We start from the raw sequence: 16,086 nt of genomic DNA on the forward strand, positions 1-16,086 counted from the left end.
ACGATCAGTAGCCGCCTTTCTTGCCGGTGCCGGCATAGACGAATTCATATTCCAGGTCGAACGGCTGGAACCAGTCACCCACCCCGGTTTCCTTGTCGATGTGACGGCCGAAGTGGCTCATCTTGTCGGCCGTCGGCGGCAGGATGGTGTACTTCAGCTTGTACTTGCCCGGGCCTTCGAGCTTGACGTTCTCGCCGTAATGCGGACCGTCGTTGGCGACCATGGGCATGAAGGTGCCCTTCTGCACGTTCTGGCTGCCGACCTTCTGGATTTCGTATTTCACGACCAGGTAGGGCATCCATTCGCCTTCGGGAAAACCGGTGGGGTTGCCCGCGGTGGCGTGGATGTCCGCTTCGAGGTGGATGTCGGAGTCCTTGGCGGGGCGCATCATGCCCGGGGGATCCATTTCGATCGGCTGCAGGTAGACCGCGCCGATTTCCATGCCGCCCTTTTCCACCGGCTTGCCAATGGGGTATTCAGCCGCTTGGGCGGCGGACACGCTCAAAGCGACGATGGCCAGGGCCAGGGCTTTCTTCATCATGTGGGTCATCCTCGAAGCACGATTGATACGACGGGTCCTATAAACATAAACAAGAACCGTTTGCATTAATGTAACGAAAAAATCTGACACCTCCCTGAATCGGAACAGTCTGAAATTGCCGCGCCGTTGCGTCCCGTCAAGCAAAACAAAAGCCGGCGGGCAAAGCCACGCCGGCTGATCACACGGTCCGCGGCGCGGCATCGCCGCGCCTTTTTTCAGGGCTTGCGCCCGCCACCCTGCGCGCCGCCAGGGGTGAACGGAAAGGTCGAGAACATGGCGCGGGTCTGGTCCTGCATCTGATCCTGCATCTGCACGAACAGGTTTTTACTCTGGTCGATGTAGTTGTTCATCATGTTCTGCAGCATGGGCGTCTGCACGTTCATGAACTGCGTCCAGGCTTCGGGGCCGAACTGGCTGCCATACAGGCCCTTGGACTGCTCGGCCATGCGCTGCTGGATCTCCATGAAGGCCTGGATGTTCTTTTCCAGGTAAGAGCCCATGATGCCCTGCATGGCGTGGCCGTAGAAACGGATGATCTGCGACAGCATGTTCGACGAGAACATGGGCATGCCGCCGCTCTCTTCTTCGAGAATGATCTGCAACAGGATGCTGCGGGTGAGGTCTTCGGCGCTCTTGGCGTCGACGACCTGGAATTCCTCGTTGGCCAGGACCAGTTGCTTGACATCCGCCAGGGTGATGTAGGTGCTGGTCCGGGTGTCGTACAGGCGACGGTTGGGGTACTTTTTAATCAGGCGCAGGCTGGCGCCGGTTTGTGCTTGCGTCATGGTTGTCCCCGGATCGGGCGATCTCTAAGACTTCGAATAAGGAGAAGTGTAATGCCGCGGCCCCATCTCCCCGAGGCTGCGCGGCGGAAAGGCCGCCCGCCGGGCGGCCCGCGATGCGTCAGCCCATGTGCAGGCCGCCGTTGAGCGAGAAATCCGCCCCGGTGGAAAAACCGGATTCGTCGGAAGCCAGCCAGGCCGTGATCGACGCGATCTCCTCCGGCGTGCCCAGGCGCCGCACCGGAATGGTGGCGACGATTTTCTCCAGCACGTCGGGACGGATCGCCCGCACCATGTCGGTCCCGATGTAGCCGGGCGAAATGGTGTTGACGGTGACGCCCTTGCTGGCGACTTCCTGCGCCAGCGCCATGGTGAAGCCATGGATGCCGGCCTTGGCCGTGGAATAGTTGGTCTGGCCGAACTGGCCTTTCTGCCCGTTGACCGAGCTGATGTTGATGATGCGCCCCCATTGGCGCTCGACCATGCCGTCGATGACTTGCTTGGTCACGTTGAAGAGGCTGTTGAGGTTGGTGTCGATGACCGCGCGCCAATCATCGGCGGTCATTTTGCGGAACAGGCCGTCGCGGGTAATGCCCGCGTTGTTGACCAGCACGTCGACCGGACCGAGTTCCGCCGTGACGCGCTCGAAAGCGGCCACGGTGGAATCCCAGTCGGACACATTGCCGACGGAAGCATAAAAGGTATATCCCTGCGCCGCCTGCTCATCCAGCCATTGCTGGTAATTGCGGCTGGGGCCGCAGCCTGCCACGACGCGAAAGCCTTCCTTGGCCAGGCGTTGGCAAATAGAGGTGCCGATCCCGCCCATCCCGCCTGTAACGTAAGCCAGTTTTCCGCTCATTGGACTTCCTCCTGTGTGCGACGGACGCCTCGTTGATTGATTTCTTCTTGGCCTGGGCCCACCGCCTTCGCGGTTTCAGGCGGCCCGGACCTTCACATACCTGCCAGGGGCCGGCTCTATTGGCCGATACCTGGTATTACCTGATTTTGCACGAGCCTTGACCTGCTTGCCGGAATGCCCCGCGAGCCAGGCCGCCCAATCCGGCCACCAACTGCCCGGCTTCTCCTGGGCTTGGGCCAGCCAGGCGTTGGGATCGCCCGGCAAGGGCTGGCCGGAAGCGCCGAGATTGTCTGCCACCCAATAGCTGCGACGCTTCTTGGCGGGCGGATTGACCACGCCGGCGATATGCCCCGAAGCCCCCAGCACGAAGCGCTGCGGCCCGCGCAGCACCTGGGTGGAGGCATAGGCCGACACCCAGGGCACGATATGGTCTTCGCGCGAACCGAAAATATACGCCGGCATCGACAGGCGCGTCAGGTCCAGCGGCAGGCCCGCGGCCTGCGCCCGGCCCGGCACCTTGAGATTGTTTTCGAGATACGTGTTGCGGAAGTACCAGGAAAAGAACGGACCCGGCAGGTTGGTGCTGTCGCCGTTCCAGAACAGCAGGTCGAAGGCTGGCGGTTTCTGGCCTTTCAGGTAGTTGCCGACCACGTAGTTCCAGACCAGCTCGTTGGGTCGCAGGAACGAGAACGTCGTGGCCAGGTCGCGCCCCGGCATCAAGCCGCCATTGCCCAGCTGGTGATCGCGCAGCAACGCGTGAGCCTCGTCGACAAAGACACTGAGAACGCCGGTATCGTGGAAGTCGAGCAGCGAGGTCAGCAGCGTCAACGCCGCCACCGGATGCTCGCCGCGCGCCTCGGCCAGCGCCAGCGCCGAAGCCAGCATGGTGCCGCCGACGCAGAAACCGAGCGCATTGACCTGTGGCTGTCCGGAGATGTCGCTGGCCACGCGCAGGGCCTGCAGCACCGCGTCGTCGAGATAATCCGACCAGGTGGCGCGGTCGATGCCGTCGGTATCGCTGGCCAGCGGATTGCGCCAGGAAATCAGGAACACGGTGAAACCCTGTTCGAGCGCATGGCGCACGAACGAGTTCTCGGGCTGCAGGTCGAGGATGTAGAACTTGTTGATGTTCGGCGGCACGATGACCAGCGGAATCTGGTGCACCGTGGCGGTCACCGGCTTGTACTGGATGAGCTGGAACAGCGCATTTTCGAACACCACGTCGCCAGGCGTCGTCGCCACATTGCGGCCGATCTCGAACTGGGTCTCGTCGGTCTGGGTGATGCGGCCTTTCTTGACGTCACCCAGCAGGTTGGCCAGGCCTTCGTTCAGGGCCCGCCCGGCGCTTTCGACGATGGATCGCTGGGCGTCCGGATTGAGCGCCAGGAAGTTCGAGGGCGACAAGGCGTCGACCCACTGCATGATCGAGAAACGCAGGCGGTCGCGCATCGGTTCGCTGACCTGGGCCGCGTCGACCATGCGCGACATGGCGCGGGCCGACAGCAGATAGGTATGCGCCATCAGCAGATGCTGGCCATTGGCCGCCCACGCCTCGCCGGCGAAACGGCGGTCGGACGGCGGCGCCAGCGCGCCACGGCGGGCGTCGTCGCACAGCCGCTGCCATTCGCGCGAGAATTCAGCCTGGATATCGGCCAGGACGTCCGGAGCCACGCTCACCGGATGGGGCCCTGAAGCGGAGAGATTGGCATTCACTTCGACACCTTGTTATCGAGACTTCCCGATTGATGTTGCATGCCGGGTCAAGGGCTGTCAATGCGGGTATTCAATGAGGGTCGCAAGGCGGGTGCACCCGCCTTGCGCTGGATCAAACCGGATCCAGCCAGGCCAGCAATGCCATCCGGCCGGTTTCGCCATCGCGGCGGTATGAAAAGAAGCGCGCCGCGTCCGTCGCCGTGCACAAGCCGCTCTGGCTGACCGCCTGCACGCCGGCGCGGCGCAGGCGGAATTCGGCCAGGCCGGCCAGGTCGGCCAGCCATTTGCCCGGCACGCCCGGCCGGGGCCGGAAATAGCGTTCGGCGGCGGCGTCGTCCGCCATGAAGGCATCCAATACATCGCGCCCGACCTCGAACGCCTCCGGCCCGATGCCGGGCCCCACCCAGGCGCGCCAGGCCGTGGCCTGCGGCGCCTTGGCGCGCATCGCCGCCAGGGTGTGCTCCAGCACTCCGCCGGACAGGCCGCGCCAGCCGGCGTGGGCCGCGCCCAGCACGCGGCCGTCGGCGTCGGCCATGACCACCGGCAGGCAGTCAGCCACCATCACGGCCAGCACCCGGCCCGGTTGCGCGGTAACGCTGGCGTCCAGCGCCGGCGTGTCAGGCAGGCCGGGCGCGTCCGCGTCGACCACGTCACTGCCGTGCACCTGGCGCAGCCATAAGGGCTCGGCGGGCAACGCGGCGCGCAGGCGGCGGCGGTTCTCGGCCACGATATCGGGATCGTCGCCGGCCCGCAGGCCCAGATTGAGCGTATCGTGCGGGGCGCTACCGGCGCCGCCGGCGCGGGTGGTACAGAAATAGTTGACGCCCGCCCAGGCGGGACCGGTCACCACGGGCAAACCTTCGATCATGCGTTCCATGCGATCGCTTCCTGGACCAGGGTCATGTCGGCCGGCAGCGGCGCGGCGAACTCGACTTCGCCGCGTCCGCCCGGATCGTCGAAATGCAGGGCGCGGGCATGCAGCATCTGCCGCTGCGCGCCCGCCATGTTTCTGCCGCCATAAAGGGTGTCCGCCAGCAGCGGATGGCCGAGGCTGGCCAGGTGCACGCGGATCTGGTGGGTGCGGCCGGTTTCCAGGCGGCAGACGACTTCGCTGACACGCCCGCCCGGCTCGACCGCGCCACGCCGCGCGGGCGCGTAGTGGGTCACGGCCGGCTTGGGCGCCACCGGCCGCTCGACGCTCATGCGCACCGGCACGCGCGGATCGCGGCCGATGGGGCGATCCACCTTGCCGGCGGCGGCCAGCCAGCCATGCGCCAGGGCCACGTATTCGCGGCCCATGCTGCGCGCCTGCAACTGGCGCACCAGGTGGGTCTGCGCGATCTCGTTGCGCGCGACCACCATCAGGCCGGAAGTATCCTTGTCGAGCCGGTGGACAATGCCGGCTCGGGCCACCTGGGCGAGTTCCGGGTAGCGGTGCAGCAGGCCGTTGAGCAGCGTGCCGCTCCAGTTGCCGGCGCCGGGGTGCACCACCAGGCCGGCGGGCTTGTTCACCACGATCCAGTCCGGGCTTTCGTCCACCACGGGAAAATCGATGGGTTCCGGCGAAAATGCAAGGGTTTCCGGCGCGGGCTGGGCCCAGACGCTGATCTCGTCGCCGGGGCCGACGGTCTGGCGCACCTTGCCGGGAGCGCCGTTCACGTGGACGTTGCCGGCTTCGATCCAGCCTTGCAGACGGCTCCGGGAATGGTCCGACAACAGCCCGGCCAGCACCTTGTCGAGCCGGTCGGCGCGCGTGCCCGCGGGCACCGTTACAAGTTGCGGTTCGCCTCGCGATTTCGCGCCTGGGTCGTTGCCCGGGGAATCACCGGGAAGGTCCAGGAGTTCATCGTCGGAAACGAGATCTGCGCTGAAGGCTGTAGCAGACATGGAGACAAATCATATAATCAGCCTGCCATGCTACCACCAAGGATACGATTCTCGTGATTCACCACCCCGCAGCTCCCTTGAACCCCGCCTCCCGAAGCGGGTCGGTTTTGCGCGTGGTTATCGCGCTATTTGCCGTCATCGCGATCGCCGGTTGCGGCTCGACCAACAGCAAGTACGACAAGACCACCAACTGGAGCGCCGAACAGCTCTACGCGGACGCCAAAGCCGAAATCTCCTCGGGTGGCTGGAAAGAAGCCCGCGAGCGCCTGACCGCCATCGAAAGCCGTTACCCCTTCGGCGTGTATGCCCAGCAAGCCCTGCTGGAGCTGGCTTACGTCAACTGGAAAGACGGCGAAAACGAACAGGCGCTGGCCGCGATCGACCGCTTCCAGCAGCTTTACCCCAACCATCCCGGCACCGACTACGCGCTGTACCTGAAGGGTCTGATCAACTTCACGCCGGCCAGCGCCTTCATGAGCAACATCACCGGCCAGGACCCCGCCGAGCGCGACCCCAAGGGCCTGCGCGCGTCGTATGACGCCTTCAACGAGCTGATCAAGCGCTACCCGGACAGCAAATACACGCCCGACGCCGAAAAGCGTGTCGCCTGGCTGGTCAACACCATCGCCATGAACGAAGTCTACGTGGCCCGCTACTACTTCGAACGCGGCGCCTATGTGGCCGCGGCCAACCGCGCCCAGACGGTCATTACCGACTTCGAAGGCGCGCCCGCCACCGAAGAGGCGCTCTACCTGATGGTGGAGTCCTACGGCAAGCTGGGCATGACCGAGCTCAAGAACGACGCGCAACGCGTGATGGACAAGAACTTCCCCAACAGCACGTTCAAGACCAAGGGCCTGAAGGCCGACAAGAGTTGGTGGAATCCGTTCAACTGACCTTCCCTCCGCGCATGGGAAACCCCTCGATCGCTCGAGGGGTTTTTTTTTTGTCCACGGGGCGCGGGCGAGCCGCCCTGGCGGCGGTCGCGGGCGCTACGCCTGCCTGCGACGATAGAACGCCAGCACTTCCTCCAGTTCGCGCGTGCGCGCGAATGGCGGCAGGCCGCGCCACAGGCGCTTGCCATAGGGCTTCTCGACCAGGCGCGCATCGCCCACCATCAGCACGCCCCAGTCGGACTCGGTGCGGATCAGGCGGCCGGCGCCCTGCTTGAGCGAGATGGCGGCCTCGGGCAACTGGTATTCGGAGAAAGGATTGCCACCCTGGGCGCGGCAGGCCCGCAGGCGCGCCTCGATCACCGGATCGTCGGGCGGCGCGAACGGCAGCTTGTCGATCGCCACCAGCGTCAACACGTCACCGGGCAGGTCGATGCCTTCCCAGAAACTGGCGCTGCCCACCAGCACGGGATGCGTCAGCTTGCAGAAGCGGTCCAGCAGGTCGCGGCGCGTCCCCTCGCCCTGCTTGAGCAATGGCCAATCGTGGCCGCCATCGTCGAAGGCATCGGCCAGCAGGTTGGCCACCTTGTCGACCGCCCGCAACGTGGTGCACAACACCAGGGTGCCGCCCGGGCTGGCTTGCAGCAGCGGCAGCAGCGTCTGCACGAAACGATCCAGGAACTGCGGCGACTGCGGCTCGGGCATGCCGCGCGGCACGAACAGCAGCGCCTGCTGGGGGTAGTCGAACGGTGACTCCCACTTGCCGGTGCGCGCGCGCTCCAGGCCCAGCTGGCTGGTGAAGTGGGTGAACTCCCCATTCACCGACAAGGTGGCCGAGGTCATGATCCAGGCCTGGCCGGGCTTGCGGTATTTGGAGAACGCCTGCGCCACCGAAAGCGGCGCCGAATGCAGGCGCACGTGATGCTGGCCATGCTCGACCCAGCGCACCGCCGGGCCGGTCCATTCGCCTGCCGCCGCCGCGCCTTCCAGAATGGCGGCCGGCGTCGCCAGGCCGTCGGCGAGCGCGGCGACGGGCGCGGGCGCCTGATCGTCGCGGCCCCAGCCTTCGTCCTCGAAAGCGGCGCCGCCCGCATCGCGTCCGGGCGTGGCCCAGCGCTTCAGGCGCACGGCGATCTCGGCGCCGCTGCGCGCGGCGGCCACCAGGTCGGGGTGGCGCTCGGCGACCGAGCCCAGCGCATGGGTGGCGGCATCAATCGCCTCGCGCAGCACCGCCAGCGCGGCGTCGAATTCCTCGGCATTGGGAATGGCGTCAAACGTGGCCTTGCGGCCCGGCAGCCGGTCCAGCGGCGCACAGACCAGGCGCAATTCGCGCGCGGCGGTTTCCACGTGGCGCGCCACGTCGCTCCATTTGGTCGCTTCGCGCGCATAGGCCAGGCCGGCGGCCTCCAGCGCACGGCCGAAATCCAGCAACTGGTGGGTCGACACGCTGCTGCCCAGGAAACGGGTGGCGGTGTCGGGCAGTTGATGCGCTTCGTCGAAGATGACGGTATCGGCCTCGGGCAGCAGGTCGGTGACGCCTTCTTCACGCAGCACCAGGTCGGCCATGAACAGGGCGTGGTTGACCACCACGACATCGGCCTCCTGGGCCTGGCGGCGCGCCTTGACCACGAAACAGTCGCGGATACGCGGGCATTCCTGCCCCAGGCAGTTCTCACGGGTCGAGGTGACGCGCTGCCAGATATCGGCGTCTTCCGGCACCTGCGCCAGGTCGCTGCGGTCGCCGCTCTTGGAAATGCCGGCGAACACCTGGATCTGGCGCAACTGCTGGATTTCCGAGCGCGATTTCAGCGCACGCTCGTCGCCCTGCAGGCGGTCGAGGTGGTAATGGCAGACATAGTTGCCGCGCCCCTTGAGCAGCGCGGCCGTGACCGGCGCGGCCAGCGCCGCCCGCACACGCGGCAGGTCGCGGCTGAACAGTTGGTCCTGCAGGGTGCGCGTCCCGGTGGAAATCAGCACCTTGCCGCCCTGGATGAACGCGGGTACAAGATATGCCCAGGTCTTGCCGATGCCGGTGCCGGCCTCGGCCACCAGCGTGGCTCGGTCCTGGATGGCCTGGCCGATGGCCTGGGCCAGCTCCACCTGCGACGGGCGCGGCTTGTAACCAGGCAGGGCCGACGCGAGCGGGCCGTCCTCGGCGAAGAATTCGGAGATGTCCAGGTCCAGCATCGAAACAGCCTAGCGTCAACAGCGACCATGCCGATGGACGGTCGGGACGCCAGACACGGAAATGGGTGGGAAAGGACCAGATGATACCCGCTGGCGCCGCCCTTTTCCGCCTGCAGCGTCGCAAATCGTGCCTGCCGTGGGGACGGATCCGTCCCGCCTGGCACGTTCTGTAACAACGGCTTATGGCACAATCCGCCCCTTGTTTTTCCTTTTTTGCCGTCGTATCGAGATGTCTGAAACTTCCGTTATCACGAACGTCGCCGCCGGCGTCGACAATGCCCGTATCGTGGCCCAGCTCGCCACCGAGCTTGGCGCCCGCGCCTCCCAAGTCGCCGCCGCGGTGGAACTGCTGGACGACGGCGCCACCGTGCCGTTCATCGCGCGCTACCGCAAGGAAGCCACCGGCGGCCTGGACGACACCGTCCTGCGCAACCTGGAAGTGCGGCTGGGGTATCTGCGCGAACTCGAAGAGCGCCGTGGCGCGATCCTCGAATCGATCTCGCAGCAAGGCAAGCTGACGCCCGAACTACAGCAGGAAATCGCCAGCGCCGATACCAAGCAGCGCCTGGAAGACTTGTACGCGCCGTACAAGCCCAAGCGCCGCACCCGCGCCCAGATCGCCCGCGAGGCCGGCCTCGAACCGCTGGCCGACGCCATCCTGGCCGATAAGGCCTGCGATCCGGCCGCGCTGGCCGCGCAGTACCTGAATCCCGAAGCCTCGATCAACGATGCCAAGGCGGCGCTGGACGGGGCACGCGACATCCTGGCGGAACGCTACGCCGAAAACGCCGACCTGCTGGCCGACATGCGCGAGCACCTCTGGTCCACCGGCTATCTGTATTCCAAGATGGTCGACGGCAAGGAAACCGAAGGCGCCAACTTCCGCGACTGGTTCGACTTCAACGAACCGCTGCGCACGCTGCCATCGCATCGCATCCTGGCGCTGCTGCGCGGCCGCCAGCAAGGCGTGCTGGACATCCGCCTGGGCCTGGAAAGCGAACTCGAGGCGCAACTGCCGCACCCCTGCGTGGCGCGCGTGGCCAGCATCCTCAAACTGGGCAACGACCTGTTCGCGCTCGATGCCTCGCCACGCTCGCGCTGGCTCGGCGAAGTCTGCCGCTGGACCTGGCGCGTCAAGCTGGTGACGGCCTTCGAAAGCGAGCTGATCGGCCGCCTGCGCGAAACCGCCGAAGCCGAAGCCATCCGCGTGTTCGCCGCCAACCTGAAGGATCTGCTGCTGGCCGCGCCGGCCGGCCCCAAGGCCGTGCTGGGCCTGGACCCCGGCATCCGCACGGGCTGCAAGGTGGCGGTGATCGATCGCACCGGCAAGGTGGTCGATACCACCACCGTCTACCCGTTCGAGCCGCGCCGCGACCGCGAAGGCACCATCAACACCCTGGCCGCGCTGGTGGCGCGCCACCAGGTCGACCTGATCGCCATCGGCAACGGCACCGCGTCGCGCGAAAGCGAGAAGCTGGTGGGCGACATGCAGGAACGCTTCCCCGACCTGAAGGTGACGCGCGTGGTCGTGTCCGAGGCCGGCGCGTCGGTGTATTCGGCGTCCGAGACCGCCGCGCAGGAGTTCCCCGACCTCGACGTCACGCTGCGCGGCGCCGTGTCGATCGCGCGCCGCCTGCAGGATCCGCTGGCCGAACTGGTCAAGATCGATCCCAAGGCCATCGGCGTCGGCCAGTATCAGCACGACGTCAACCAGCGCGAACTGGCGCGTTCGCTGGACGCGGTGGTCGAGGACTGCGTGAACGCGGTCGGCGTCGACGTCAACACCGCCTCGGCCGCGCTGCTGGCGCGCGTGTCGGGCCTGAACTCGCTGCTGGCCAAGAACATCGTCGCCTGGCGCGACGAGAACGGCGCCTTCCCCACCCGCGAACAGCTGCGCAAGGTGCCGCGCTTCGGCGACAAGGCTTTCGAGCAGGCGGCCGGCTTCCTGCGCATCCCCAATGGCGACAACCCGCTGGATGCCTCGTCGGTGCACCCGGAAGCCTATCCGGTGGTCGAGCGCATCGTCGCCCGGATCAAGGCCGAAGTGAAGCAGATCATTGGCCAGCGTGACGCCCTCAAGGGCGTGTCGCCGTCGGACTTCACCGATGAACGCTTCGGCCTGCCCACGGTACGCGACATCTTCGCCGAACTGGAAAAGCCGGGCCGCGATCCGCGCCCCGAGTTCAAGACCGCGCAATTCAAGGAAGGCGTCGAGACGCTCAACGACCTGTACCCGGGCATGGTGCTCGAAGGCGTGGTGACCAACGTGGCCAACTTCGGCGCGTTCGTCGACATCGGCGTGCACCAGGACGGCCTGGTGCATATCTCGGCGCTGGCCGAGAAATTCGTGAAGGATCCGCGTGACGTCGTGCGCGTGGGCCAGACCGTCAGCGTGAAAGTGCTGGAAGTGGACGTGGCGCGCAAGCGCGTGGCCCTGACCATGCGCATGAACGACGCCGCCGTGCCCGCGCGGCGCGGCGCCGACGCCCCCAAGGGCGGCGATCGCCCAGGCCGCCGTCCGCAAGCTGACAGCGGCCGCGGTGGCGGCGGCGGCGCCATGAACAGCGCCATGGCCGACGCCTTCGCCAAGCTCAAGCGCTGATCCGCTTCTCCTGGCCGCCCTCGGCGCTTCCCACTGCGCGATGGACGTCTCGTCCGCGCTGCGGGGGGCTGACGGCGGCGCACGCCCGGCCTGACGGCCGGGCAATCCTGCCACGCTGACAGGCGGCGCGCCCGCGCCGCCCGCGTCATTTCAATCCTGCGACATCGAGGCCAGGGCCTCGCTCGCCTTGGCCAACTGCGCCTGCGCGTCGCCCTGGGCGCCAGCGGGCGCGGTCGCCACAGCCACCCCGTCGAGCACCGCCGCCACGCCCTGAGCGGTGGCTTGCAGCAGCGCGTCGGGCGCTTCCGACTGCAGCCGGCGCATCAGCGCGCCGGCTTCCTTGGGGTCGGCAAAGCGCTGCGAAAGCAGCAATTCCTCGCCATCGGCGGCCAGCAGGCGGAAGCGGAAGCCGCCCTCTTCGTCGCGGAAGCTGACGAAGCGCGCGCCCTTGCCCTTTTCCTTCCTGGCCTGCGCCTGCTTGCCCGGCGCCTGCGCGTTCAGGTTGCGCAGGCCCACGGCCTCGCGCAGCTCGCGCATCATCGGCACAGCCAGCTTGCGCGCCTTGGCGGCGCCAGCCTGCAACACGTCCTCGATGCGGCCGGGGTTGGCCATCAAATCGAAGTAGCGTTCGCGCATCGGCGCCAGCAGGCTCTCCAGGTGATCGTAGAGCGCGTGCTTGGCCTCGCCCCAGCCCAGACCTTCCTCGAGCTGCTTGCGGAACGCCGCGGCCTGTTCGTGCGTGGCAAAGGCGCGGTAGATCGTGTACAGGTGCGAGCCCTCGGCGTCCTTGGGCTCGCCCGGTTCGCGCGAATCGGTGACGATGCGCATGATCGCGGCGCGCAACGCCTTGGCGCCGCCCTCGAACAACGGAATGGTGTTGTTGTAGCTCTTGGACATCTTGCGGCCGTCCAGGCCTGGCAAGGTGGCCACGTCCTCTTCGATGGCGACCTCGGGCAGCGTGAAGTAGTCACGGCCATACAGATGATTGAAGCGCTGGGCAATGTCGCGCGCCATTTCCAGATGCTGGATCTGGTCACGACCGACCGGCACCTTGTTGGCATTGAACATCACGATGTCGGCGGCCATCAGGATCGGGTAAGAGAACAGGCCCATGGTCACGCCGTCATCGGGGTCCACGCCCTTGGCCGTGTTCTGGTCGACCGACGCCTTGTAGGCGTGCGCGCGGTTCATCAGGCCCTTGGCCGTGACGCAGGTCAGCAGCCAGCTGAGCTCGGGAATTTCCGGGATGTCGGACTGGCGGTAAAAGGTCACGCGTTCGGGATCCAGCCCCACCGCCAGCCAGGTGGCGGCGATTTCGAGCCGCGAGCGGGCCACGCGGGCCGGGTCGTCGCACTTGATCAGCGCGTGATAATCGGCCAGGAAGAAAAACGCGTCGACACCCGGCTGCGTGCTGGCATGGACCGCCGGGCGGATCGCGCCAGCGTAGTTGCCGAGGTGGGGAGTTCCGGAGGTGGTAATGCCAGTGAGGACGCGGGTGTTCATGGACGAAGAAGGCGTTTGCTTGGGGAAACGCCCAGTGTAACGTGCCGCGCGGGGCGTCCGGATGACGCGCGCTGGCAGCGGGCCGCCCCGGACGCGGCGGCGGCCCGTACCGGCCGGCCCCGGCGCCATGGACGCGACGCGACTACAGGACCGCCAGCAACGGCGCGGCCACCGCGCACAGCCCGCCCGCCGTCAACGCGGCGCGCGGCCGGAACGTCAGGAACCAGATCAGCAAGAGGCCGGCGATGCTGAGGATGCCGATCCATTCGACGGTGCCGTAGCTCCAGCCCCAGACGGCGGCCGAGGCGCACAGCGACAGCGATAGCGCCAGCCAGCCGAAGGCGCGCAACGGCACGCGATGGCGGCGTGGCAAGGCACGATCGAACAGGTCTTCGTAGTGTCGGTCCATGCCCAGGCACAGCGCGGAGAACCCCGCATAGGCCAGGCAGAAGGCGGCAAGCGTCATGGCATATCACCTCGGTCCATAGGCTTCGGAAGGGGCAGGCGGCGCGGCCCGCGCCGGCGTCCTGGCCGCGCTCTTCTTGGCCGGGGCATTGCGCGCCCGGGCCGCCTTCCGTGCCATCCAGCCCAGCAGCAGCGCGCCGGCCAGGCAGCTCAGGTCGAAGCCGGCCATGACCCAATCGCCGGCGGGCAACGACACCCCCAGGTGGCGCGCAGTCGTGAGTGCGTTGACCACGGGCACCAGCGCCAGCGATGCGGCGGCCAGCGTCAACAGGTCCTGCCACTTGCGCTTGGGGAACGCGAAGGCGTAGGCCAGCGACAGCCCCCAAGCGGTGAAGAACGCGCGCACTTCCCACAGGGCCCGCCCGGGCAGGTCGGCCGGCACCAGCCGGTTGGCCCAGAAGAACGCGGCAATGGCGATGAACAGGCCGGCGATGGTGCCGGCGTTCAAGCCGTCCACCAGACGCAGCGAAAAGGCCTCGCGCGCCCCGGGACGCGCCTTCTGGCGGCGTTTGGCGATCCACAGCACCAGGCCGGAACCGACCATGCCGGTGCCCGCCAGGCTGACCAGGAAATAGAACCAGCGCAACAGCGGTTCGGCGAACAGCCCGAGGTGCAGGCCGACGATCACGCCGGCGGTGCGCACGGTCGGGCTCAGCGCGTCCTGCCCTGCCAGGAGAGCGCCCGTCACCCCGTCGAACCGGGCATAGGGCGAGAGCCGGCCGTACGACACGCCATCCGCGGCATTGCGCGTCAGGGTGACGGTGGCGCCGGCGTCGCCCGGGTTGTTGACCGTGATGCGGCCGATCCGACCCTGCCAGCGTTGTTCCATCTGCGCCACCAGCGGCGCGATCGCGATCAGCGGCGCCGGCTGGTGGCGTGGCGGCGTGACCTTGACCCCCGGAAACATGTCCTCGGTATATTGACGCGGGTTCTCGTACGCCGCCAGGATGCCCGCCGGCATCAGCATGCTCGCGAACAGCACAAGGCCGCTGAAGGTGATCATCAGGTGGAACGGCAGGCCCAGCACCGACAGCGCATTGTGGCCGTCCATCCAGGCCCGCTGGCCGCCCTTCTTCGGACGGAACGTGAAGAAGTCGGCGAAGATCTTCTTGTGCGTGATGATGCCGCTGATGATCGCCACCAGCATGAACATGCCGGCGATGCTGGCGAGCCAGCGCCCCCACGGGAACGCCATCTCGAGCTCGAAATGGAACCGGTAGAAGAAGTCGCCGCCGCGCGTCGCGCGCCCCTCGACGGCCTGTCCGCTGTGCGGATCGAGCTTGACGCGCACGAAGCCGCGCTCACCCGGCTTGGGCTTCGGTTCCTGGTACAGCAGCTGGATCAGCGGCTCGCGCTCGGAGGGCGGCGTAATGAACCAGCGCTTGGCGTCGGGTGCATGGTCGGTCAGATAGCGCTGCGCCAGCGCGACGGATTCGAGCGTGGGCGCGGCCTGCACCTGGATCTCGGGCTGCATCCAGCGGGTGATCTCGGGACGGAAGAAGGACAGCGTGCCGGTCAGGAACATTGCGAACAGCACCCAGCCGAAGATCAAGCCCGACCAGGTATGCAACCATGACATGGATTGGCGCAGGCCCTCTTCGCCTTGCGCTTTTCCGGTGTTGGGTTTCATGCGCCCCCCACCATGCGGCCGATCAGGAACAGGCCGCCGAACAGCGCCGCCGGCGACAGGATGCCGGCCCAGGCGCGCCAGGCGTTGCGAGTGGCGAACACCCAGATGACGCCGCAGGCGTAGAGCACAAAGGCCGACATCTGCGCCGTGACGACGGCGTCGGCGCGTTGCATCGGGAGCCAGACGGCCAGGCAGGCCGAGGCCGCCGAGGCCAGGCCGTAGCCGCCCAGGATGGCGGCCAGGGCCCGGGAGGCCACGGCCAGACGGTAGCGCATCATGCCTGCGCCGGCTGCGGGAGCTTTCACTTGGTCACGTTGAAGGTCAGGGTGGAAACGTAGCGGATCCTGGTGTAGGCCTTGCCATCGGCCTCGCCGGCCTGATCCTCGACATGGGCGGTTTCCAGCACGTACTGGCCCGGCCATGGCGTGGAGATCTCGATGCGGCCGTTCTCATCGCTGCGCAAGCGCTTTTCCCACTTTGGCGGGCCGAACACGGTGACTTCGGTCTTGGCCAGCGGCTGGCCCTTGAACTGCAGCACGAAGGTATTGCTGCCCGCGGCAGCCGGCACCAGTTCCAGGTCGAGCCGGCCCTGGGTATCCGCGCGGCCGGCCTTGGCGCCGTAGCGCATCAGCGTGTCCTTGAACTGGATCGGCTGCGACAGGCGCACGTCGCTCTTGCCGCTGGCGGCGAACTCGACGAAATCCGCTCCCTTGGCCGACGCCTTGTACGTCTTGCCATCGGCGCCGGTCACCTCCGGCGCCGTCAGGACCTTGCCCAGCAGGCCATCTTGCTTTTCGCGCAGATCGTCCGCCCATTCGCCGAAGTACGCTTTTACCGGGCCCTGTCCGGCCCGCTCGAGCCAGACGAAGTGCGCTTGCGCCGCGCCGGCGCTGCCCAGCAGTGCGATGGCCGCCAAAGTCCTTGCGAAATTCATTGTCGATTTTCCTGTTGTGAGTGCCGATCCGGCGCCGCCCCGCGACGCAAGCCGATCAAACGGTCATGAATTATAACCATTCTCACTACG

General features: G+C 66.9%; 14 protein-coding genes. 2 read left to right on the plus strand and 12 right to left on the minus strand.

Features of this window, described 5'->3' with window-relative positions; all coding sequences use genetic code 11:
- Positions 1 to 4 precede the first annotated feature (4 nt).
- The 6 genes from K2W61_RS01250 to K2W61_RS01275 form a co-directional block, all read right to left on the minus strand.
- A complete protein-coding gene (locus K2W61_RS01250) occupies positions 5 to 541 on the minus strand; it encodes an iron transporter (RefSeq protein WP_175134909.1) in 537 nt (178 codons plus the stop codon).
- A 215-nt stretch (positions 542 to 756) separates the two neighbouring features.
- Positions 757 to 1,326 (minus strand): polyhydroxyalkanoate synthesis repressor PhaR, encoded by a 570-nt coding sequence (gene phaR, locus K2W61_RS01255; RefSeq protein ID WP_175134908.1) that lies wholly within the window; start codon positions 1,324 to 1,326, stop codon positions 757 to 759.
- Between the two features lie 118 nt (positions 1,327 to 1,444).
- Entirely contained in the window at positions 1,445 to 2,182 is a 738-nt protein-coding gene (locus K2W61_RS01260; RefSeq protein ID WP_175134907.1) for a 3-ketoacyl-ACP reductase, read from the minus strand.
- A gap of 75 nt (positions 2,183 to 2,257) precedes the next feature.
- Positions 2,258 to 3,895, minus strand: coding sequence for a class I poly(R)-hydroxyalkanoic acid synthase (gene phaC / locus K2W61_RS01265; protein WP_175134906.1), 1,638 nt, complete (start codon positions 3,893 to 3,895; stop codon positions 2,258 to 2,260).
- A gap of 112 nt (positions 3,896 to 4,007) precedes the next feature.
- Positions 4,008 to 4,772 (minus strand): peptidoglycan editing factor PgeF, encoded by a 765-nt coding sequence (gene pgeF, locus K2W61_RS01270; RefSeq protein ID WP_175134905.1) that lies wholly within the window; start codon positions 4,770 to 4,772, stop codon positions 4,008 to 4,010.
- Positions 4,760 to 5,782: an RluA family pseudouridine synthase gene (locus K2W61_RS01275; RefSeq protein WP_175134904.1), complete on the minus strand. Its 1,023-nt coding sequence runs from the start codon at positions 5,780 to 5,782 to the stop codon at positions 4,760 to 4,762. The genes pgeF and K2W61_RS01275 overlap by 13 nt, the downstream gene beginning before the upstream one ends.
- Positions 5,783 to 5,889: 107 nt before the next feature.
- Here K2W61_RS01275 and K2W61_RS01280 point away from each other — a divergent pair, with 107 nt between their 5' ends.
- On the plus strand, positions 5,890 to 6,678 hold the full coding sequence (locus K2W61_RS01280; RefSeq protein WP_175134903.1) for an outer membrane protein assembly factor BamD: 789 nt from the start codon (positions 5,890 to 5,892) through the stop codon (positions 6,676 to 6,678).
- Between the two features lie 96 nt (positions 6,679 to 6,774).
- Here the strand turns inward: K2W61_RS01280 and K2W61_RS01285 are convergent, their stop codons facing one another.
- Complete coding sequence (locus tag K2W61_RS01285) at positions 6,775 to 8,862, minus strand: DNA repair helicase YoaA (RefSeq protein WP_175134902.1); 2,088 nt, start codon at positions 8,860 to 8,862, stop codon at positions 6,775 to 6,777.
- A 229-nt stretch (positions 8,863 to 9,091) separates the two neighbouring features.
- Between K2W61_RS01285 and tex the strand changes: the two genes are divergently transcribed.
- Positions 9,092 to 11,464 carry an RNA-binding transcriptional accessory protein Tex gene (tex, locus tag K2W61_RS01290; protein ID WP_175134901.1) on the plus strand — a complete coding sequence of 791 codons (2,373 nt, stop codon included), beginning with the start codon at positions 9,092 to 9,094 and terminating at the stop codon, positions 11,462 to 11,464.
- Between the two features lie 150 nt (positions 11,465 to 11,614).
- Here tex and K2W61_RS01295 read toward each other — a convergent pair whose 3' ends face one another.
- From K2W61_RS01295 to K2W61_RS01315, 5 genes are all read right to left on the minus strand, one after another.
- Positions 11,615 to 12,967, minus strand: a complete 1,353-nt coding sequence (locus K2W61_RS01295; RefSeq protein ID WP_175134900.1) for a tryptophan--tRNA ligase — start codon at positions 12,965 to 12,967, stop codon at positions 11,615 to 11,617.
- 142 nt (positions 12,968 to 13,109) lie between these two features.
- Positions 13,110 to 13,433 (minus strand): DUF3325 domain-containing protein, encoded by a 324-nt coding sequence (locus K2W61_RS01300; RefSeq protein WP_175134899.1) that lies wholly within the window; start codon positions 13,431 to 13,433, stop codon positions 13,110 to 13,112.
- A gap of 6 nt (positions 13,434 to 13,439) precedes the next feature.
- A complete protein-coding gene (locus tag K2W61_RS01305) occupies positions 13,440 to 15,062 on the minus strand; it encodes a PepSY-associated TM helix domain-containing protein (protein WP_175134898.1) in 1,623 nt (540 codons plus the stop codon).
- Complete coding sequence (locus tag K2W61_RS01310) at positions 15,059 to 15,340, minus strand: DUF3649 domain-containing protein (RefSeq protein ID WP_175134897.1); 282 nt, start codon at positions 15,338 to 15,340, stop codon at positions 15,059 to 15,061. Before K2W61_RS01310 ends, K2W61_RS01305 begins: the two co-directional genes overlap by 4 nt.
- Before the next feature lie 23 nt (positions 15,341 to 15,363).
- The gene (locus tag K2W61_RS01315; protein ID WP_175134896.1) at positions 15,364 to 15,996 is read right to left on the minus strand and encodes a DUF4198 domain-containing protein; all 633 of its coding nucleotides are present in this window, start codon (positions 15,994 to 15,996) and stop codon (positions 15,364 to 15,366) included.
- Positions 15,997 to 16,086: the final 90 nt, after the last annotated feature.

The sequence above is a fragment of the Achromobacter pulmonis genome (assembly GCF_021733725.1).
Lineage (GTDB): Bacteria > Pseudomonadota > Gammaproteobacteria > Burkholderiales > Burkholderiaceae_B > Achromobacter > Achromobacter pulmonis.

Coding starts and splice junctions, on each gene's coding strand:
- K2W61_RS01250 (WP_175134909.1), bottom strand. CDS start 541: ATGATGAAGAAAGCCCTGGCCCTGGCCATCGTCGCTTTGAGCGTGTCC.
- phaR (WP_175134908.1), bottom strand. CDS start 1,326: ATGACGCAAGCACAAACCGGCGCCAGCCTGCGCCTGATTAAAAAGTAC.
- K2W61_RS01260 (WP_175134907.1), bottom strand. CDS start 2,182: ATGAGCGGAAAACTGGCTTACGTTACAGGCGGGATGGGCGGGATCGGC.
- pgeF (WP_175134905.1), bottom strand. CDS start 4,772: ATGGAACGCATGATCGAAGGTTTGCCCGTGGTGACCGGTCCCGCCTGG.
- K2W61_RS01275 (WP_175134904.1), bottom strand. CDS start 5,782: ATGTCTGCTACAGCCTTCAGCGCAGATCTCGTTTCCGACGATGAACTC.
- K2W61_RS01285 (WP_175134902.1), bottom strand. CDS start 8,862: ATGCTGGACCTGGACATCTCCGAATTCTTCGCCGAGGACGGCCCGCTC.
- tex (WP_175134901.1), top strand. CDS start 9,092: ATGTCTGAAACTTCCGTTATCACGAACGTCGCCGCCGGCGTCGACAAT.
- K2W61_RS01295 (WP_175134900.1), bottom strand. CDS start 12,967: ATGAACACCCGCGTCCTCACTGGCATTACCACCTCCGGAACTCCCCAC.
- K2W61_RS01300 (WP_175134899.1), bottom strand. CDS start 13,433: ATGACGCTTGCCGCCTTCTGCCTGGCCTATGCGGGGTTCTCCGCGCTG.
- K2W61_RS01305 (WP_175134898.1), bottom strand. CDS start 15,062: ATGAAACCCAACACCGGAAAAGCGCAAGGCGAAGAGGGCCTGCGCCAA.
- K2W61_RS01310 (WP_175134897.1), bottom strand. CDS start 15,340: ATGATGCGCTACCGTCTGGCCGTGGCCTCCCGGGCCCTGGCCGCCATC.
- K2W61_RS01315 (WP_175134896.1), bottom strand. CDS start 15,996: ATGAATTTCGCAAGGACTTTGGCGGCCATCGCACTGCTGGGCAGCGCC.